The sequence below is a fragment of the Arthrobacter sp. SLBN-83 genome (assembly GCF_006715285.1).
In the GTDB taxonomy this organism is placed as follows: Bacteria; Actinomycetota; Actinomycetes; order Actinomycetales; family Micrococcaceae; genus Arthrobacter.
This window is the reverse complement of sequence record NZ_VFMX01000001.1, coordinates 806,723-824,856: the sequence shown is the minus strand read 5'-3', so window position 1 is coordinate 824,856 and position 18,134 is coordinate 806,723. Positions and strand designations below refer to the sequence as shown.

At 66.2% G+C, this 18,134-nt stretch carries 16 protein-coding genes, 1 tRNA gene and 1 other RNA gene; 5 read left to right on the top strand and 13 right to left on the bottom strand.

What is annotated here, in order from left to right; translation table 11 throughout:
- Window positions 1-14 precede the first annotated feature (14 nt).
- From purL to purS, 3 genes are read right to left on the bottom strand one after another with little or no spacing between them, the layout of a single operon-like run.
- On the bottom strand, window positions 15-2,324 hold the full coding sequence (gene purL / locus FBY30_RS03635) for a phosphoribosylformylglycinamidine synthase subunit PurL (protein WP_142131280.1): 2,310 nt from the start codon (window positions 2,322-2,324) through the stop codon (window positions 15-17).
- The gene (gene purQ, locus FBY30_RS03630; RefSeq protein ID WP_142131279.1) at window positions 2,321-3,094 is read right to left on the bottom strand and encodes a phosphoribosylformylglycinamidine synthase subunit PurQ; all 774 of its coding nucleotides are present in this window, start codon (window positions 3,092-3,094) and stop codon (window positions 2,321-2,323) included. Before purQ ends, purL begins: the two co-directional genes overlap by 4 nt.
- A gap of 1 nt (window position 3,095) precedes the next feature.
- Window positions 3,096-3,347, bottom strand: coding sequence for a phosphoribosylformylglycinamidine synthase subunit PurS (gene purS, locus FBY30_RS03625; protein ID WP_015935902.1), 252 nt, complete (start codon window positions 3,345-3,347; stop codon window positions 3,096-3,098).
- Window positions 3,348-3,616: 269 nt separating this feature from the next.
- Between purS and FBY30_RS03620 the strand changes: the two genes are divergently transcribed.
- Window positions 3,617-3,802 (top strand): hypothetical protein, encoded by a 186-nt coding sequence (locus FBY30_RS03620; protein ID WP_142131278.1) that lies wholly within the window; start codon window positions 3,617-3,619, stop codon window positions 3,800-3,802.
- A 250-nt stretch (window positions 3,803-4,052) separates the two neighbouring features.
- The gene (locus FBY30_RS03615; RefSeq protein ID WP_235009324.1) at window positions 4,053-7,184 is read left to right on the top strand and encodes a S8 family serine peptidase; all 3,132 of its coding nucleotides are present in this window, start codon (window positions 4,053-4,055) and stop codon (window positions 7,182-7,184) included.
- Window positions 7,185-7,274: 90 nt separating this feature from the next.
- On the opposite strand, the gene FBY30_RS03610 is transcribed toward FBY30_RS03615, so the two are convergent.
- The 4 genes from FBY30_RS03610 to FBY30_RS03595 form a co-directional block, all read right to left on the bottom strand.
- Window positions 7,275-7,607 carry a serine protease inhibitor gene (locus FBY30_RS03610; protein WP_142131277.1) on the bottom strand — a complete coding sequence of 111 codons (333 nt, stop codon included), beginning with the start codon at window positions 7,605-7,607 and terminating at the stop codon, window positions 7,275-7,277.
- Entirely contained in the window at window positions 7,604-8,557 is a 954-nt protein-coding gene (locus FBY30_RS03605; RefSeq protein WP_142131276.1) for a 3-methyladenine DNA glycosylase, read from the bottom strand. Before FBY30_RS03605 ends, FBY30_RS03610 begins: the two co-directional genes overlap by 4 nt.
- On the bottom strand, window positions 8,514-9,080 hold the full coding sequence (locus tag FBY30_RS03600) for an SSI family serine proteinase inhibitor (protein WP_142131275.1): 567 nt from the start codon (window positions 9,078-9,080) through the stop codon (window positions 8,514-8,516). Before FBY30_RS03600 ends, FBY30_RS03605 begins: the two co-directional genes overlap by 44 nt.
- A gap of 75 nt (window positions 9,081-9,155) precedes the next feature.
- Window positions 9,156-9,641: a MarR family winged helix-turn-helix transcriptional regulator gene (locus FBY30_RS03595; RefSeq protein ID WP_200830629.1), complete on the bottom strand. Its 486-nt coding sequence runs from the start codon at window positions 9,639-9,641 to the stop codon at window positions 9,156-9,158.
- A gap of 77 nt (window positions 9,642-9,718) precedes the next feature.
- Between FBY30_RS03595 and FBY30_RS03590 the strand changes: the two genes are divergently transcribed.
- Both FBY30_RS03590 and FBY30_RS03585 read left to right on the top strand, forming a co-directional pair.
- Window positions 9,719-9,961: a hypothetical protein gene (locus FBY30_RS03590; protein ID WP_142131274.1), complete on the top strand. Its 243-nt coding sequence runs from the start codon at window positions 9,719-9,721 to the stop codon at window positions 9,959-9,961.
- Between the two features lie 116 nt (window positions 9,962-10,077).
- A complete protein-coding gene (locus FBY30_RS03585) occupies window positions 10,078-10,293 on the top strand; it encodes a hypothetical protein (RefSeq protein WP_142134874.1) in 216 nt (71 codons plus the stop codon).
- 115 nt (window positions 10,294-10,408) lie between these two features.
- Here FBY30_RS03585 and FBY30_RS03580 read toward each other — a convergent pair whose 3' ends face one another.
- The 5 genes from FBY30_RS03580 to FBY30_RS03560 all read right to left on the bottom strand — a co-directional run bounded on the left by FBY30_RS03580 (window position 10,409) and on the right by FBY30_RS03560 (window position 16,556).
- The gene (locus FBY30_RS03580) at window positions 10,409-11,767 is read right to left on the bottom strand and encodes an aspartate kinase (RefSeq protein ID WP_142131273.1); all 1,359 of its coding nucleotides are present in this window, start codon (window positions 11,765-11,767) and stop codon (window positions 10,409-10,411) included.
- A 198-nt stretch (window positions 11,768-11,965) separates the two neighbouring features.
- Complete coding sequence (gene recR / locus FBY30_RS03575) at window positions 11,966-12,565, bottom strand: recombination mediator RecR (RefSeq protein WP_142131272.1); 600 nt, start codon at window positions 12,563-12,565, stop codon at window positions 11,966-11,968.
- 75 nt (window positions 12,566-12,640) lie between these two features.
- The gene (locus FBY30_RS03570; protein ID WP_142131271.1) at window positions 12,641-16,069 is read right to left on the bottom strand and encodes a DNA polymerase III subunit gamma and tau; all 3,429 of its coding nucleotides are present in this window, start codon (window positions 16,067-16,069) and stop codon (window positions 12,641-12,643) included.
- Between the two features lie 21 nt (window positions 16,070-16,090).
- Window positions 16,091-16,187, bottom strand: an RNA gene (gene ffs / locus FBY30_RS03565) — signal recognition particle sRNA small type.
- Between the two features lie 45 nt (window positions 16,188-16,232).
- Window positions 16,233-16,556, bottom strand: coding sequence for a hypothetical protein (locus tag FBY30_RS03560; RefSeq protein WP_142131270.1), 324 nt, complete (start codon window positions 16,554-16,556; stop codon window positions 16,233-16,235).
- Window positions 16,557-16,885: 329 nt separating this feature from the next.
- On the opposite strand from FBY30_RS03560, the gene FBY30_RS03555 reads away from it, so the two are divergent.
- Window positions 16,886-16,970, top strand: a tRNA-Ser gene (locus FBY30_RS03555).
- A gap of 112 nt (window positions 16,971-17,082) precedes the next feature.
- Here the strand turns inward: FBY30_RS03555 and FBY30_RS03550 are convergent.
- The gene (locus tag FBY30_RS03550; RefSeq protein ID WP_142131269.1) at window positions 17,083-18,018 is read right to left on the bottom strand and encodes an oxygenase MpaB family protein; all 936 of its coding nucleotides are present in this window, start codon (window positions 18,016-18,018) and stop codon (window positions 17,083-17,085) included.
- Window positions 18,019-18,134 lie beyond the last annotated feature (116 nt).

Here is an 18,134-nt window from a genome sequence, read left to right as displayed (position 1 = left end):
GGCTGTGGGGAAGACTAGCCGAAGTACTTCGGCAGGGTCCCCTCGTGGGCTTCACGGAGGGCGTCCAGGGACAGGCTCTCCACGCCGTTGATCTCCAGGGCACCGCTGGCTGCGTCCACCACGCCGATGCGGGCGTGGGCGAAGCCGCGGGCGGTGCACATGTCCGTGAAGCGGACTTCCTCGGAACGTGGGACGCCCACCACGGCGCGGCCCTGCGACTCGGAGAAGAGCGCCGTGAACAGGTCCACGCCGTCCCGGTCCATGATGTCCTGCAGGGCGATCCGGGCACCCACGCCGTAGCGTAGCGAGGACTCCACGAGGGCGGCAGCGAGGCCACCTTCGGAGAGGTCGTGCGCGGCGTCGATCATGCCGTCACGCGAGGCGTTGATCAGGATCTCACCCAGCGCGCGCTCGGCCTCGAGGTCAACCTTCGGCGGCTGGCCGCCCAGGTGGCCGCGCATGTTGGCCCACTCGGAACCGTCCAGCTCCGCAGCAGTGGTGCCCAGCAGGTAGATGGCCTGGCCATCTTCACGCCAGCCGGACGACGTGCGGCGCGCGACGTCGTCGAGCTTGCCCAGCACCGCCACCACGGGGGAGGGGTGGATGGGCGTGGTGCCCGTCTGGTTGTACAGCGAAACGTTGCCGCCGGTGACCGGGATGCCCAGCACCATGCAAGCGTCGGACAGGCCGCGTATGGCCTCGGCCAGCTGCCACATGACGTCCGGGTCCTCGGGGGAGCCGAAGTTCAGGCAGTCGCTGACGGCCATGGGGATGGCGCCGGCGGTGGCCACGTTGCGGTAGGCCTCGGCCAGCGCCAGCTGCGCGCCGTGGTACGGGTCAAGGTAGGTGTAGCGGCCGTTGGCGTCGGTGGCCAGGGCCACGCCCAGGCCGGTCTCCTCGTCAACGCGGACCACGCCGGCGTCGTCAGGGAACGCCATGGAGGTGTTGCCGCCGACGTACCGGTCGTACTGGTTGGTGATCCAGGACTTGGAGCACATGTTCGGTGATGCCACGAGTTCCGTCACGGCAGCCGCGAGCGACGCCGGGGAAGACGGGCGCCCGGCGTCCTGGACCGAACCGGTGAAGGTGTCGGCCTGGACGGAGTCCTGCCACTCGGGGCGGGCGAACGGGCGGTCATACACCGGGCCGTCGTGCGCCACGGTGCGGGGATCGACGTCGACAATCACGTCGCCTTCCCATGTGATGATGAGGCGTCCGGTATCGGTCACCTCGCCCAGCCAGGAGTATTCCACGGCCCACTTGTCCATGACGGCCTCGAACGCTTCCACGTTCTCGGGGGTGACCACGGCCATCATGCGTTCCTGCGACTCGGACATCAGGATCTCGCCCGGGGTCAGCGTGGGGTCGCGCAGCAGGACGGAGGTCAGCTCAACCTGCATGCCGCCGTCGCCGTTGGAGGCCAATTCGGACGTGGCGCAGGAGATGCCCGCCGCGCCAAGGTCCTGGATGCCTTCCACCAGAGAGCCCTTGAAGAGCTCCAGGCAGCACTCGATGAGCACCTTCTCGGCGAACGGGTCGCCCACCTGCACGGCGGGGCGTTTGGACGGCTTGGTGTCGTCGAAGGACTCGGAGGCCAGAACGGAGGCGCCGCCGATGCCGTCGCCGCCGGTGCGTGCACCGAAGAGGACCACCTTGTTGCCCTTGCCGGACGCGTTGGCCAGGCGGATGTCCTCGTGGCGCATGACGCCAACAGCCAGTGCGTTGACCAGCGGGTTGCCCTGGTAGACGGAGTCGAACACCATCTCGCCGCCGATGTTCGGCAGGCCCAGGGAGTTGCCATAGCCGCCGATGCCGGCCACTGCGCCGTGCATGACGCGCGCGGTGTCGGGGTGGTCGATGGCGCCGAAACGCAGCGGGTCCATCACGGCCACGGGCCGGGCGCCCATGGAGATGATGTCGCGGACAATGCCGCCGATGCCGGTCGCAGCACCCTGGTAGGGCTCAACGAACGACGGCGAGTTGTGCGATTCGATCTTGAAGGTCACGGCCCAGCCGTCCCCCAGGTTGGTCACGCCGGCGTTTTCGCCGATGCCCACCAGCATGTCCTTCTTCATTTCCTCGGTGACCTTCTGGCCGAACTGGCGCAGGTGGTTCTTGGAGGACTTGTAGGAGCAGTGCTCGCTCCACATGACGGAGTACATGGCCAGCTCTGCGCCGGTGGGGCGCCGGCCCAGGACCTTGACGATCTCGTCGAACTCGTTCTGCTTCAGGCCCAACTCGGCCCAGGGCAGCTCGGTGTCCGGGGTCTTGGCAGCGTTCTCGACGGTGTCGATATTGAACTTCTTGGTGGTCTCGGTGGTCACTTGTCGCCTCCCACAATCTTGTTCAGTACGGAGGTGAAGAAGCCCAGTCCGTCGGTGTCGGACCCGCCGATGCCATCGAGGGATTCGGGGCCGAAGCCCGGCTCAACGGCGTGCTCGGGGTGCGGCATGAGGCCCACCACGTTGCCGGCGGCGTTGGAGATGCCGGCAATGTCGCGGCGGGACCCGTTCGGGTTGAAGCCCACGTAACGGAAGACTACGCGGCCCTCGGCCTCCAGGGCATCCAGGGTCTTCTCGTCCGCGATGTACTGGCCGTCCTGGTTCTTCAGCGGGATGGTGATTTCCTGGCCCGCCTCGTAGTCCAGGGTCCACGCGGTGTTGCTGTTCTCAACGCGCAGGACCTGGTCGCGGCAGAGGAACTTCAGGTGGTCGTTCTTGATCATCGAACCGGGCAGCAGGTGCGACTCGGTGAGGATCTGGAAACCGTTGCAGATTCCGAGGACGGGCAGTTTGGCGTCGCTGTTGGCGGCGTCGATGATCTTTGACATCAGCGGGGCGAAGCGGGCAATGGCACCGGCCCGGAGGTAGTCACCGTAGGAGAATCCGCCGGGGATGATGACGGCGTCCACGTCGCCGAGTTCGGCGTCGCCGTGCCAGAGTTCGACGGCGGTGGCACCGGCCAGGCGCACGGCGCGGGCAGCGTCCCGGTCGTCCAGGGTGCCGGGGAAGGTAACGACGCCGATCCGGGCGCCAGCGAGGCGCGGCACCGCCGCGACGGCGACGGCCTCGCCGATCAGGGGAAGTTCACTCATCTCAGGCCTCGACGACCTCGACGTTGACGACGTCCTCGATGACCGGGTTGGACAGGAGGGTTTCCGCGGCGTCACGTGCCTGGGCGAGGATCTCCTCGGTCACCTCGCCGTCGACCGTCAGTTCGAAGCGCTTGCCCTGGCGGACAGAGCTGAAGCTGGTGAAGCCCAGCCGGGGGAGGGCGCCAACGATTGCCTTCCCCTGCGGGTCCAGAATCTCGGGCTTGGGCATGACGTCAACAACGATCCGGGGCATCCGGTAACTCCTGTGCGTGAGCTTGGGTAAGGGCGCAGCGGAGTGATGCCGTCTCACGCCGTACCGGGATGTTGGGGACAAGTGGTCACCTGCGTTGGTTCACCATGAGGTCGGGCGCTCCGCGAGCTTGCCTTCCCATTCTACCGGCCCGGGCGCGTCCCTCTGTATTCGGCGGGTTGGGGGCAAGGGCTGCCGCATGTAACGTCCACTCCGGTTCCGGTCCCAAGGGTGGTCTGGAGTTGCCTGAAGGCCTTCACTAGGATTGCTGGATGGCTGAGAATTCAAAGTCCGTGTTGTTGCCGATGGTTGCCGCGGCGGTGTTCGCCGGCCTGGGCAGGATGGTCTTCCAGAAGATCAAGGCAGACCGGGTGGCCCGCGAGACGCGGGTGGCCGGCCCGGTGGACGAAAAGACCAGGCAGTGGATCAGCGACGTGGTGCGGACTCCGCGCCACTAACGCAGCCTCCCGCCCGCAAATCGTCGGGGCGTCCTTTGGGGCGCCCTTTTTCATGCCCGGAACTGCCCGGGCATGACGGTGTGACAAGCGAAAAATTCGTAAATGTGCTCTATGTCATATCCCGCTCTCAGTCTGTACTCTGTGAACAGTCTGGTCTCAGCAAATTACAAAACCTGTAATTTCCTTCTGCAGTGCCAGTCGTTCGGGGGCGCCCACCAAGTCTGGGCGGCACATCGTGAAAGGGTTGCACGTGAAATCAACTGGAAAGAGCCCCTTGCGGGCTGGGGGACTCCGGAAGGCGGCCGCGCTGGCCGTTGGGTTGCCCCTTATCCTCAGCTCGCTGGCAGTGGGTCCCGCTTCGGCGGCCCCTGACGGCCAGGGCGCGGGGAATGCTTCCTCCAGCGCAAAAGACAGTCAATTCAAGGACGGCCGGTACATCGTGGTGCTGGCCGGATCCGCTGCCGCGGCATATGAAGGGGGAGCTGCCGGGCTTGGTGCAACCAAGCCCCAGCAGGGCAGGAAGCTCGACGCCGGAAGCCCCAACTTCAAGGCCTACGACGCCCACCTGCGCAAGCAGCAGCGTGACGTTGCGGCCGCCCAGGGAGTCACGCCGGCCAAGCAATACACCGCTGCCCTGAACGGGTTCACCGCGGAACTGACCGCCGCACAGGCCTCGGCGCTGTCCAAGGACAGCCGGGTCCTGGTAGTGGCACCCGACGTCGAAAACAAGCCGGACTACACAACCACCGACTTCCTCAAGCTCACCGGTCCAGACGGTTCCTGGGCCAAGCAGTTCGGGGGACAGGCCAACGCGGGCAAGGGTGTGGTGGTGGGGGTCATCGACTCCGGCTACGCACCGGACAACCCGTTCCTCCAGGGCGAAGCGCTGAAGCCGCTGCAGGGCAGCCCGCAGGTGGGCGTCCCCTACCGCACCGCTGACGGCAAGATCGCCATGCTGAAGTCAGACGGCACCACCTTCGAGGGCGAATGCCAAAAGGGTGAGGGAACCGGGGCAGGCTTTGACGGCTCGCTCTGCAATTCGAAAGTCATCGGTGCCCGCTACTTCGCCGACTCTTTCCTCCAGTACGTCGCGCCGGGAAACCGGGCACCGGAAGAGCAGATCTCCCCGGTGGACGTCGGCAGCCACGGCACGCACACCGCCACCACGGCAGCCGGCAACGCCAATGTTGAGCAGGTGATCGACGGGGCCAGCTTCGGCAAGAGCTCGGGCGTGGCCCCGGCCGCCAAGGTCTCCGTTTACAAGGTCTGCTGGGAGGACACCAACCCGGACACCGGTGGCTGCTACTCCTCGGCTTCCGTTGAGGCTGTGGACGCAGCCATCAAGGATGGCGTCGACGTCCTGAACTACTCCATTTCAGGCAACAACAACAGCACCACCGATCCGGTCGCGCTGGCCTTCCTGAACGCCGCAGCCGCAGGAATCTTCGTCTCGGCCTCTGCAGGAAACTCCGGCCCCACGGCCTCCACCGTGAACCACGCATCACCGTGGCTGACCACGGTGGCCGCCTCCACTTTCCCGAGCGACCTGCAGGGCACGGTCAAGGTCTCCGACGGATCGCTGTACCGCGGCGCCTCGATCATGAAGTCCGAAGTGGCGGACAAGCCCGTTGTGGTCGCCGCCGCAGCCGCTGCTCCCGGCGCCGCTAATCCCAACCTGTGCGGTCCAGGAACCCTTGACGCCACTAAGGTGGCCGGCAAGGTAGTCGTCTGCGACCGCGGAGTGGTGGACCGGACCGCAAAGAGCAAGGAGGTCCAGGACAAGGGTGGCGTGGGCATGATCCTGGTGAACCTCACCAGCAGCTCGGAGGACGCCGACAACCACGTTATCCCCACGGTCCACGTCAATGCGCCCAAGAGCCTGGAACTGAAGTCCAAGCTGGAAGCCAACCCCGCGCTGACCGTCAGCCTGGTCAAGGGCGACCTGACCGGCCTTCCCCCCGCTCCGGCACCCCAGATTGCAGGCTTCTCATCGCGCGGACCCACCCTCGCCTCCGGCGGTGACCTGCTGAAACCGGACATCTCCGCCCCGGGCGTCAACGTCCTGGCCGGCGTCTCCACCATCGGCAACCACGGCGACCAGTTCGGGTTCATGTCCGGCACGTCCATGGCCGCACCGCACATCTCCGGTTTCGGCGCCCTGGTGCTGGGCAAACAGCCCAAGTGGAGTCCCGCCATGGTGAAGTCCGCCATGATGACCACCGCCTACCCGCTGGTCAACGCCGATGGCTCGCCCAACACCGACCCGTTCCAGGGCGGTGCCGGACACATCGATTCAACCCGGGTCCTCGATCCCGGCCTGGTGTATGACTCCGGCATCCAGGACTGGCTCGGCTTCCTTAACGGCCAGGGTGTGGACACCGGCGCTCCACAGGCAGGCTCCATTGCTGCCCGCGACCTCAACCTGCCCTCCATTGCCCTGGGCAGCCTTGTGGGCGAGGTCCAGGTGAAGCGCAAGCTGACCGCGCTGGTGCCGGGCATGTACCGCCCCGAGGTGAACATGCCGGGCTTCAACGTCAATGTGGAACCCAAGGCCCTGAACTTCGCCAAGGCGGGCCAGACCCGCGAAGTGACCGTGACCATCCGCAACGTCGGTGCACCGGTGGGCAAGTTCAGCACCGGAAGTCTTACCTGGAAGGGGCCGCGGACGGTGACTTCACCGATCGCCGTCCGCCCGGTTGACGCCCAGATTGCCCCGTCGTTCTCGTTCAGCTCCGCCACCGGCACCGGGAGCGGCACCATGGAACTGGTGTCCGGCTCGGACAGCCCCATCGCCGTCGGCGTCGAGGGCCTTGCACCGCTGAGCCAGACCGCGGTCACCAAGACGCCCGGAGAGTACGCGCCTACAAATGACGCGCACAACGCCCTGCTCCAGGTGAAAGTGCCTGCCGGTGCCTCGTTCGCCCGGCTGGGCATCCAGGCGCAGTCGAACGACGTCGACTGGGACATGGTGGTCTACGCACCGAACGGTTCGGGCGGGCTGACGGCCACCCAAGTGGCCACGGCATCTGCCAGTGAGTTCCTGGACATCGAGTCTCCGCGGGCAGGCACCTACTACGTGGTGGCCAACCTGTACGCCACGCCGGACAACGGGCCTGCCACTGCCTCCGTGCAGGCGGTGACCTTCGCCGGTGACGCAGGCAACCTTACGGTGAACCCGAATCCCATTGTGGCACCGAACGGAACCGCCACCTCTGCGACGCTGAACTGGACCGGGCTCGCTGAAGGCTCTTACCTTTCACGGCTGAGCCTTGGCAGCAACGGCATCAAGACCTGGGTGAACGTCCAGGTGGGAGCGGGCACCGCCCCTGCCCCGGCCGGCGCTCCCCAGCTTGGCCTGGCCAAGGCGGTACCCGCCACCTGACCGGGTAGAGATGGGGGGAGGTCCCGGGTGGTCGTCAGACCGCCCGGGACCTTTTCCGTTCCTGCGGCGTCTTCCCTTGCCCGGGAGTAGCTAGGTGGCCGTGCCGCCCAGCAAGGGGGCCATCGCCTTCCAGCGTGCGATCTCGCACCCGTCTGTGCGCGTGAAGGTCGAATGCACGGTGCGCCCATGGAATGTCCCGGTGACCACGGCTACCTGCGGCCCGCCGTACTGCTGGGTGCACAGCTTGGGCGGTCCGTGCTTGGGGAAGAAGATGTCCTCGCCGAAACGCTCAACGGCTGCCAGTGCCGCCCCTGGGTCCGGCAAGGTGGTCCCGGCATCGGGGTGGCCGTCGCTGGCCAGCAGGCGGAACACGTGTTCGGGAGCTTCCGGATCTTCCCGGATGCTGATCGTCAGGTCGATCACAGTGAAGCGCCTTCGGCCAAGGCCGCAAGCTCCGTCGCGAGCCTGTCCCTCAGGGTCCCCGCTTCGACTGCAAAAGCCCGCTGGTGCTCGACGTAGGCGGCTTTGCCCTGGGGCGTCTCGATGGCAATGGCAGGGTAGCCCCACTCGGCCAGATCATAGGGGGACGCCTGCATGTCCATGGCCCTGATCCGCCATGACAGTTCAAAGCAGTCCATGACCAGTTCGCTGGACAGTGCAGGCAGCAGTTTGTACGCCCACTTGTACAGGTCCATATTGGCGTGGAGGCAGCCGGGCTGCTCCAGGTGCCGCTGCGTTTCCCGGCTGGGCGAATGTTCATTGAGCGGGATGGCGTCCGGAGTGTAAAAGCGGAACGCATCGAAGTGGGTGCAGCGGATCCTGTTGTCCTCCACCACCTTGTCGGTGCCCGCCGCTCCGAGCCGGAGCTGCAGGTACTCATGGCGGAGGTCGAACTTGTCCTGCCGGTAGACCATGGCCCACTCGTGCAGGCCGAAGCAGCCAAACTGGGCAGGCCTGGCCGCAGTGCCGCGAAGGATAATGCCGGCAAAGGCCACTGCTTCCTTGCGGTCGTCGAGGAAGGCGCTCCGGTCGAAGGTGACCGCAGGGCTGCCCGCAGGCAGCCCCAGGGAGGCGAGCTCGCCGTCGTCGAGCCTCCGGTAATGCTTCCAGCCAACCCGTGCGGAGGCCGGGCCGCCGGTGAGGACTGTTCCGGCACCTGGGTGCCAGCGCTTCAGCTGGCCGGGTTTCTGCGTGTAGTAGGTGAAGAGGAAATCCTCTACGGGGTGTTTCTGTCCGGCCGACCGGCGGGCCAGGTAGGGATCGGCATAGCGGCTGACACGCTGCACGTGGGCTTCCTCCCTGTCCCGCGCACTGTCAGCCGCCAGGAGCTTAAGAGGCTCCACCGGCCGTGCCCAAAACGTCCTTGGCGGCATCCCACGCGCTGATTTCACATCCATTGGTCCGGGCAAAGGATGAATCGACAGCGACACCGTCCACCACACCCGTGATGGTCGCCTTTTGGGGGCCGCCGTATTGCTGGGTGCACGCCTGGGAGCTTCCCGGCTTCACCGGAGCCAGAATGTCCGGGTTTGCCTTGATTGCCGTGCAGGCAGCAGCCGCATTGGGATGGCTGCTCTCTGCGGCCGGTGTTCCCGAGGTACAGACCAGGGTGTAGTTGACTTCCGGGGCGCCCTGGGACGGCACCAGCGTGATGGCCAGTTCGGCGTTCCCCTGTCCCGGGCCTGCGCTGGGCCGCGACGTGGCGGGGGCAGGGGCTGTTTCGGAGGTTTCCGTGTCTGGGGAGGGGGTGGCAGAGCCTGCGGGAGAGCTTGAGGAGCTGCCCTCGGTGGAAGGGGCTGTGGACCCAGTTGTGCCGTTGTCGGGGGTACCACTGCAACCGGAGACCAGCCCGGCGGTCACGGCCAGGAAGACCGCGAGTGTCCGAAAATTGCGCATCAGCCCACCTCTCGTTCGTCCAGTAATTCTAGTCGCTTGGCGTACGGCGGCAGGTTTCCGTTTGGCCGCAATCACTTACTGGGAAGTGGCGGCAATCAGCCCCATCATCGAGGCATGCAGTTCGGCGACCTGTTCGCGGGTCAGCCCCAGCCGCTCCATCATGGTGCCCGGCACCCTCAGTGCCTGCTGCCTCAATGCGGCACCCTTGGGTGTCAGTTCAACGGAGAGCGCGCGCTCGTTCCCGTCGGCCCGCTGCCGAGTGATCAGGTCCGCTGCCTCCAACCGGCGGAGGAGCGGGGAAATAGTGGCCGGTTCCTGAGCGAGCGCCTCACTGATGTTCCGGACCGTCCGCGGGCTGTCTTCCCAAAGGCAGAGCATCACCAGGTACTGCGGATGAGTGAGGTTGAGCTTTTCCAGCACGGGTTTATAGGCTCCCACCACGCTGCGGGCAGCCACGGTGAGGGCAAAGCAGAGTTGGTGTTCCAGCAGCAGGTCTTCCTCCTGCGCATCTGCTCCTGCCGCGTCTGTTGCTTTTGCTTCCGTCGCCGTTGTGGCGGTCATGGCCCCTCCAACTGTTAGTGCACTAATCATTAGTGTACATTTAGTGTAGTTGGATGGTGAGTGGAAGGAACTTCTTCATGGGCAGGGACAAGTCCGCGGACAAGGGCAACGCCTCCCAGCGCTTCATGCGCGCCACGGGAAAGTTGAGGGCCATCTTCGGTCCCGCCAGCCGCACCGCCCTGGGACACGACATGACCGAAGAGAACCGCAGGCTGCTTGCCCAGCGCCAGGCGGAGACCCAGCAGTGGGAGACCATCACCAGGCCGGACGGCAGCACCTATGTCGTCCCAAAGAACCCCGAAGACCGCTCCCTGCGGTGACGAGTCCGCCTCCCCACACCGGCTCCTTTTTCACTGCCCGGGCTTAAAATAAGGGCACTGGCTCCCAACGGAGCCGGCTGCACTTTCGCCCGAGGATCGGGAAGGGGGTGGAAACAGTGGCACATGTCCTCAGCGGCTTCATGAGCCTGACTGACAGGCTCCGTTTCGTTTTCGGTCCCGCCACCCGACTGGATACCGATGCGCCGGTGGTGCACAAGCACGACGAATTTGAACAGGCCTCCGAAGAGGAACTCACGCACTTCGTCGTTGAAACCGACTCAACCGGACACCACTACGCCGTGCGCCGCGAAGACCTGGAACGCGAAGGCTGATTTCTTTCCGGCGCGCTGCCTGAAACCACAAAGCATCATGGCACCAAAAAGGCCGGGCTGCCCTTCCTCTTGGGTAATCCAGGGAAAGGCAGCCCGGCCTTTTGTCGGCGCGGTTTTAGCGGCCGGTGCCGCCGTAAACCGTGGCTTCGCTTTCGGTATCGAGCCCGAACGCTTTGTGGATGACCCGCACAGCTTCGTCGAGCAGGTCCGCATGGGTCACCACGGAGATCCGGATTTCGGACGTGGAGATCATGTTGATGTTGATGCCGGCGTCGGAGAGCGCCTTGAAGAAGGTGGCGGAGACTCCAGGGTGGGACCGCATGCCAGCACCGATCAGGGAGAGCTTGCCGATCTTCTCGTTGTATTCGATGGCCTCGAAGCCGATCTGGTCCTGCGCGGCGTGAAGGGCGGCCAGGGCGTCGGCACCTTCAATGATGGGCAGGGTAAAGGAGATGTCGGTCTTGCCCGTGCCGTGGGTGGAGACGTTCTGCACGATCATGTCGATGTTCGAGTGTGCAGCGGCGATGACCTGGAAGATTGCGGCGGCCTTGCCGGGGATGTCGGGGACGCCGACCACGGTGACCTTCGCTTCGGAACGGTCATGCGCAACGCCGGAGATGATTGGCTGCTCCAAGGCAACTCCCTCTTGAGTGGTGATCTTGTCGTCGGCGCTGGGGATGACCCAGGTGCCTTCATGCTGGCTGAATGAGGAACGGACGTGCAGCGGCACACCGAACCGGCGGGCGTACTCGACGCAGCGCAGGTGGAGGATCTTGGCGCCCGAGGCAGCGAGCTCCAGCATCTCTTCGCTGGAGATGGTGTCGATTTTCTGTGCCGACGGGACAACACGGGGGTCGGCGGTGAAAATGCCGTCCACGTCCGTGTAGATCTCGCAAACATCAGCTTCAAGGGCTGCGGCCAGCGCCACTGCCGTGGTGTCGGAACCGCCGCGGCCCAAGGTAGTGATCTCGTGGGTGGTGCGGCTCATGCCCTGGAAGCCGGCCACGATGGCGATGTTGCCCTTGTCCAGGGCGGTGCGGATGCGGTGCGGGTCGACGTCGATAATCCGTGCCTTGCCGTGGATACCGTCGGTGATCATGCCTGCCTGCGACCCCGTGAAGGACTGGGCGGAGGCGCCCAGCTTGTTGATGGCCATGGCCAACAGCGCCATGGAGATGCGTTCGCCGGCCGAAAGGAGCATGTCCATTTCGCGGGCGGGCGCGGAGTCGGTGACCTCGGCGGCGAGGTCGAGGAGTTCGTCCGTGGTGTCGCCCATTGCCGAAACAACCACCACCACCTCGTTGCCGGCCTGCTGGGCAGCCACCACCCGCGCGGCCACGCGCTTGATCCCTGCCGCGTCAGCAACGGACGAGCCGCCGAATTTCTGCACAATGAGCTGCTTGGTCACCGCGCCGGCGGCGGGTGCTGCCTGCGGCTCTGTTGCGTTGTGCACTTCGGTGGTGGGCGTACTCATGCGCGTACCTTCATTGGGTCAATTGGAGTTCTGGGAGGCCAGGCGGCCCGGCGCCGGGCGGGCGCAGCATTCCTTGGGACAGTTTATCGCCGTGCCCGGAGGGACGTTTAATTGTGACCACATACCGGCCGCCGGCACATCTGGTGGCGGCAGGTCAGGGCGGGGATGATGTACGACGGCGGAAGGCGCCTGGGTGCTTCAGCCCAGGGCGTTTCGGCGGCCTTCGAAGGCCCTGCCCAACGTAACCTCGTCGGCGTATTCCAGGTCCCCGCCCACGGGAAGGCCGGAGGCAAGGCGGGTGACGGCTATGCCGATCGTCTTCAGCATGCGGGCCAGGTACGTCGCTGTTGCCTCACCTTCGAGGTTGGGGTCCGTGGCGATAATGACTTCCTGGATCTGGCCGTCGTTCAAACGGGTGAGCAATTCGCGGATCCGCAGCTGGTCCGGTCCCACACCGGCGATGGGATTAATGGCACCGCCCAGCACGTGGTACCGGCCACGGAACGACCGGGTGCGCTCCACCGCAAGCACGTCCTTGGACTCCTCCACCACGCAGATGACAGCAGGATCACGGCGCGGGTCGCGGCAGATGTTGCACAGCTCCTGCTCGGTGACGTTGCCGCACACGGTGCAGAATTTGACCCGTTCCTTGACGGTGGTGATGGCCTCCACCAGCCGCTTCATGTCCTGGGGATCAGCTTCAAGGATGTGGAACGCCAGCCGCTGCGCGGACTTGGGTCCCACCCCCGGAAGGCGTCCGAGCTCGTCGATCAGCTCCTGGACAGCACCTTCGTACACGTTTCCCTCTTCAAATTGGTATGGATGCGGATGGAGCGGTCATGGTTGAGGCCGCGGGGCAGCCTTGCCCACCTGTCAATAGCGTGGGGTGACCGGGCTGCCGTCCAGTGACCGTTCCTCGATCAGCTTGCCACCCAGGATTCGTTCCACGGCCGCCCGGCCGAACACGCCCGATTCCTCGATGGTCTCATCATCGGCGCTTGGTATGTCCTGGACATAGGTGCTGGGAGCGGCAGCAGCCCTGGCAGGCGCCTTGGCCCGGCCGGCCTCAGCTTCCGGACTGCTTGAAAGCCGCTGGTACAGGCTTTGCCGTGTTTCGGTTCTTCCGGCCACCGGAGCATCTGCAGAGGGCTGCGCGCTGGCCGGGGCAGCGGGGGCAACCGTGGCAGGTGTAGCTGCAGGCGCCTGGGCGAGGGCTGATGCAGCGGGCGCACCCGTGGCGGGCGCGGCGGAGGCCATGGCGTATTCGGGTACCGGGGCGGGCTGCGGTGACGACGCCTGGTAGCTTTCGGTGGCGGAGGCCGCATGACCGTTGCCGGAAATTGACGCCGGATCCCAGCCGTGCCCTGGCGCACCGGCAGCAGGCACCGGAGCCACGGGAATGGACGGCGGTACCTGGGCTGTTGCCGGCGCATAGTGCGGAACGGTGGCCTGCGCTCCCATGTTGTCGCTGCCGGAGGCGGCTACGGGTTTGACACCCACATTGCTCTTGTCTCCCACAACCCAGACTCCAGGGGCCTGCTCAACCGCCCGTGTCCATGGATCGTGGGGCGCGCCTGCAGGCTGGGCGGAGGATGGGGCAGGTTGATGGGCGGCACTGTCTGCCCGCGGAGCAACGGCCGAACTTCCGTGGGAACTTGTCCCGGCCTCCCCATGGCTGGTGCCAGGCAGGCGGCCGCCAGGTGCGGGGGAGGATGAGGCACCGTGGTTGCCGGGACCTCCCGAAGGTTCCCAGTCCATAGGGGGTTCCTCGTCCAGCGGGGGAGCGTCCTCGTCCCGGGGCGGGCCCCAGTCGTCATCCGAGTAGGAATAGTCGCCGCCGGTTGACGGGTAGGGGGACTGGCCGGCGGCAGGGCCGGAGGCGCTATGAGGGGTTCCGGGGCTCCCGGCCGCCGTCTGTACGGGCTCGGGGTCCTGCTGGGCGCGGCCGCTCGCATCCTGTGCGGGACGTGTTTCAGCGGTGGTGGCGGCAGCAGGCCTACCCTCCGGTGCGGCCATGGCCTGGCGGCCGGCAACAGCAGTGCTCCCGGAAGTTCCGCCACTTGGGTTGGTACCGGCAGCGGAGGGACCATCAGGACTTCCGCCTGACTGGGCTGCCGGGGTGGCCGGAGTTCCAGGGGTGGTCCCGGGCGTGGTGGGAGTGGGCGGTGCCTGATGGAGCGGTGAGGCAGGGCCCTGTGCCGGGGAAGCTGGTTGGGCCGGCGCAGGAGCCAGACCCCAGGCAACGTCAGCTGAAGTGGCCGGAACCACCGGGCTGGCGGGCACTTTTGGGTTTGGCTCAGAGCTCGCCTGGCTGGCGCCACCGGCAACGGCGTTGATCTGGCAGTCAAGGCCAACGGTCCTGTGGATGGCCTGGCGCAGGTTGTCAGAGTGGTCCGCGCGGCCGAAGGCGCCTGCAAGTCCGGACGTGGTGAAGGACAGGGTAAGGACGCTGCCATCGAACGCGCTTACCTGGGCATTGGGCTCAACAAGCGCCCAGGTGCTGCGCTTGATCTTGGACAGTGCCTTCAGGACGTCCGGCCACGCCCTGCGGAGGACCTCCACATCACCCATGGCCGGGGGACCGGCGGGTGCTGGCCTTCCGGGTGCCCCCTGCTGCGGCGCGGGTGCCTGCCGGTGTTCCTGTGGCTCCGGCGCTGTGCCGGGATGCGGCCCCGCGTTCGCCTGTGCTGCCGTCCGGTTTGCACCCGCAGTCTCCGGGCCGTGCTGTGCACGGGGCCGGGCGGCTTCCTCAACTGGCCAGTCGCTGGTGCTGACCCGTGGCGGTGTAAGCGGGCTCCGGGGTGCCTCGGTGGCAGGAGAGTCCTTGCTGCCGGACGAGGGTGCGGCCGACGCACCGGGCGCGGATGGAGTGGATGCCTCTGGGGCTGGCTGCGACGCGGGGCTGGCCTGCTCCGGCATGCGGCTCGCTTCAGGGCTCGCCTGTTCCCGGGCAGGGCCAAGTCCGGCAGACGACTCGCCGGAAGCTGCACCAGGAGTTTCAGTGGCGGCTGTTGCCTGGGCTGTTGGCGTTGCCGCTGCTGGCCCTGCCTGAGCTGAAATGGCTGCCGGCGCTGAGGCGGCGGGAGCTCCGACGTCGTTCCCCGCGTAGTTCAGCCGCCGCTCCACCCGGTCGATTCGGGCAGCCATGCCGCGCTCGTTCTGCTCGGAGCTGGGCAGGAGGACCCGGGCGCACAGCAGTTCCAGGTGCAGCCGCGGGGACGTGGCACCGGTCATTTCGGTCAGCGCAGTATTGGTGACATCCGCCGCGCGGGAAAGTTCCGCAGCACCCAGGTTGTGGGCCTGGTTCTGCAGCCGCGCGATCTGGTCGGCCGGCATCCCCCGGAGGATGGCGTGGGCGCTTTCGGGCATGGCCTGGACGATGATCAGGTCGCGGAAGCGCTCCAGCAGGTCCTCCACGAACCGGCGCGGATCGTGGCCGGTCTGGATGACGCGGTCCACGGCGCGGAAGACGGTGGCGGAGTCGGAGGCGGCGATGGCCTCCACGACGTCGTCCAGCAGTGAGGCGTGGGTGTAGCCCAGCAGTGCGACGGCGAGTTCATAGTCGAGGCCGTTGGGGCCGGCACCGGCCATGAGCTGGTCCAGGACGGAGAGCGAGTCACGGACGGAACCACCACCGGCCCGGATGACCAGTGACAGCACGCCCGGGGCAACGGGGACGTTTTCCTGGCGGCACAGGAGCTCAAGGTAGGCCATCAGCGGTTCCGGCGGCACCAGCCGGAACGGGTAGTGGTGGGTCCGGGAACGGATGGTTCCGATGACCTTGTCCGGCTCCGTGGTGGCGAAGATGAACTTGATGTGTTCCGGCGGCTCTTCCACGATCTTCAGCAGGGCGTTGAAACCCGCGGAGGTGACCATGTGGGCTTCGTCGATGATGAAGATTTTGTAGCGGTCGCGCACGGGGGCGAAGGTGGCCCGCTCGCGGAGGTCGCGTGCGTCGTCGACGCCGCCGTGGCTCGCGGCGTCAATCTCGATGACGTCGAGGGATCCCGAGCCGCCCCGCGCCAGTTCCACACAGCTGGGGCAGGTTCCGCAGGGGGTGTCGGTGGGACCCTGGGCACAGTTGAGGCAACGGGCCAGGATGCGGGCGGACGTGGTCTTTCCGCAGCCCCTGGGGCCGGAAAAAAGGTAGGCGTGATTGACCCGGTTCTTCCGCAAAGCCGTCATCAGCGGCTCGGTGACGTGCTCCTGCCCGATAACGTCAGCGAACGAGTCGGGACGGTATCTGCGGTACAGGGCGGTAGTAACTGTCACAGAGAAAACCCTACCAATCCGGGCTGACATCATGCCGCCCTGTGGGGGAATAGTAAAGACCCCCCATGCACCCGCCAGAGCCCGTCTACCCTTGCTACCTTCCGGTCCTGGGGGAGTTCAACAGGATGACGCCACATGAGGGGCCGTCAGATACTTTACCCGAACATGTGGCCCGACTCGAATCGGGCTCCCGTCATCGCCAGCCATCCACGCGCCAGGTCATGAAGGCGGGTTCCTCGTAAGGGTGCGCGGCCCGCAAGGCGGCCACGACGGCGGCCAGTACATGTTCTTCCACCACGCACTCAATGCGTTCCTCGGCAGCTGCTTCAGGGGTGCCTGGCCGCCCAAGGAAGGGGCGGGCGCCCTCCTGCGGTGTGAACCTCCCGGTCCCCGGGGTGACAAAAGAGCAGTGGGAGTAATTGCCCAGACGCCCGGCTCCAGCGTCGCCGATGGCATCGAGAACCTTCCGGGTGTGGGACGTGGGAACATAAACCACCAGTGCGTGCAGCTCGGCCATGAACCCATCCTGCCCGATGCTCCGGGGGCGGCACATCACGGATTCCATTGCTTATCTCCGCCCCAGCCGCGATCATGGAAACGTACACCGATTGGGGCAATCTCAAGGTTGTGAGCTGCGTGGCCTGGTTGGGCGGGCCGGACCCGGCAGCTCAACGGTGCACCAGGGAATGGGCGCATTGGGGGCGTCCATTTTCAGATTAAAGACTCCCCAATAGAGGCCTCCGTGATGCCCGGACGCTGACGCCCCAAACCTGCTCCGTAAGGGCCAATTGGGCGATGCGGAAAAGTTCAGGTAATCTAGTACCTGCTTTTGATTCAGAAGCAGATGGAGAATTCGCCTAGCGGCCTATGGCGCACGCCTGGAACGCGTGTTGGGTTAACGCCCTCGGGGGTTCAAATCCCCCATTCTCCGCCGGTTGAGAACCCGGTCCCAGCAACGCTGGGGCCGGGTTCTTGCTTTTCCGCCGCCGCCGGCACTGTTGCCGCCGGCTTTCGTGTTGCCCGCCGTGCCGGCAGATGATTGCTCAGGCCAGGTTTGCCGAAGGCTCCCCGAGCCGCTTCAGGCGCTGCCTCGCGGCGATTTCGCTCGGACCCATGCGCCGGCCGATGCCGCCCAGGGCGAGGTGTACGACGCCGAGCACAACCTTCGTGGCCAGCCGCACCGGAAGGGGAAAGGGGCCCAGCCGTGGCACGGAAAGCCCCAACATCTCGCGGTACCGGGGTTCCAGGCCGTACACGGCGCCGGCAAACAGGATCCGGTAGCCGGGCCTGAGCAGGGGATGCAGCGGAGCCTTGCGGATGAACTCCACGGTCTCTTTCACCCGCCCGTCTGCCCTCAGCTGGCCCTGCGCGTACCACCGTTCCAGCTGGCTCCGCATCTCCGCCTCCGTCGTCGGCGGGTTCTCCACCCCCATCAGCCGCCCCGCCTGGGCCCACTCCCGGACGTAGGCGTCGGCGCCGCCCGGAATGGGGCCACCCCAGATCTTGTGCGCTGCGAGGAAGCCGTCCGTGAAGGCGTTGTGGATCCAGCTGGCGAGTGCCGGATCGTTGGCACTGTAGGTGCGCTGGCCGCCGTCGTTGTCCTGGTAGCTGCCCTGGACGGGCCCATGCAGGTGGCGGACACGCCGTGTTGCCTCCTCCGCCGCAGCCGTGGATCCATACGTCACCGTGAAGATCCAGCGGATGGTGTTGGCCAGCCGGCGCAGGGGGTCCTCGCGGAAGTTGGAGTGCTCGTGAACGCCCGCCAGGGCGCCCGGATGCAGCGACTGCATGAGCAGCGTGCGGATTCCTCCCACAACGGGCGTCATGGAGCCATGGACAGCCCAGACCGCTGAACCGGGCAGGTGGTAGCCCGCGTCGTCGCCTTCCGCCAGGCGCAGCGACCACTCCGGTGGAGCGTCGGCCTTGCCTGAGAAGGTCTTCTTGACCTCGTCCTGCCATGTTCGAAGGACATTGCGCATGAACCATTGTTGCCTATTCCGTCCGGGAGAGCAGGGCCGCCGGCTCCAGCCCACCACCCGCACCCCCTAACGCCCGATAAAAAACCCGCATTGCCCGTACGCGGGGTTTCCACCCG

Bases quoted from the DNA above. Each gene is read 5' to 3' on its own strand.
- FBY30_RS03570 (WP_142131271.1), bottom strand. From the start codon at position 16,069: ATGTCAGCCCGGATTGGTAGGGTTTTCTCTGTGACAGTTACTACCGCC.
- purQ (WP_142131279.1), bottom strand. From the start codon at position 3,094: ATGAGTGAACTTCCCCTGATCGGCGAGGCCGTCGCCGTCGCGGCGGTG.
- FBY30_RS03580 (WP_142131273.1), bottom strand. From the start codon at position 11,767: ATGAGTACGCCCACCACCGAAGTGCACAACGCAACAGAGCCGCAGGCA.
- FBY30_RS03550 (WP_142131269.1), bottom strand. From the start codon at position 18,018: ATGCGCAATGTCCTTCGAACATGGCAGGACGAGGTCAAGAAGACCTTC.
- FBY30_RS03605 (WP_142131276.1), bottom strand. From the start codon at position 8,557: ATGCCGCCAAGGACGTTTTGGGCACGGCCGGTGGAGCCTCTTAAGCTC.
- FBY30_RS03600 (WP_142131275.1), bottom strand. From the start codon at position 9,080: ATGCGCAATTTTCGGACACTCGCGGTCTTCCTGGCCGTGACCGCCGGG.
- FBY30_RS03590 (WP_142131274.1), top strand. From the start codon at position 9,719: ATGGGCAGGGACAAGTCCGCGGACAAGGGCAACGCCTCCCAGCGCTTC.
- FBY30_RS03560 (WP_142131270.1), bottom strand. From the start codon at position 16,556: ATGGCCGAGCTGCACGCACTGGTGGTTTATGTTCCCACGTCCCACACC.
- FBY30_RS03620 (WP_142131278.1), top strand. From the start codon at position 3,617: ATGGCTGAGAATTCAAAGTCCGTGTTGTTGCCGATGGTTGCCGCGGCG.
- FBY30_RS03595 (WP_200830629.1), bottom strand. From the start codon at position 9,641: ATGACCGCCACAACGGCGACGGAAGCAAAAGCAACAGACGCGGCAGGA.
- purS (WP_015935902.1), bottom strand. From the start codon at position 3,347: ATGCCCCGGATCGTTGTTGACGTCATGCCCAAGCCCGAGATTCTGGAC.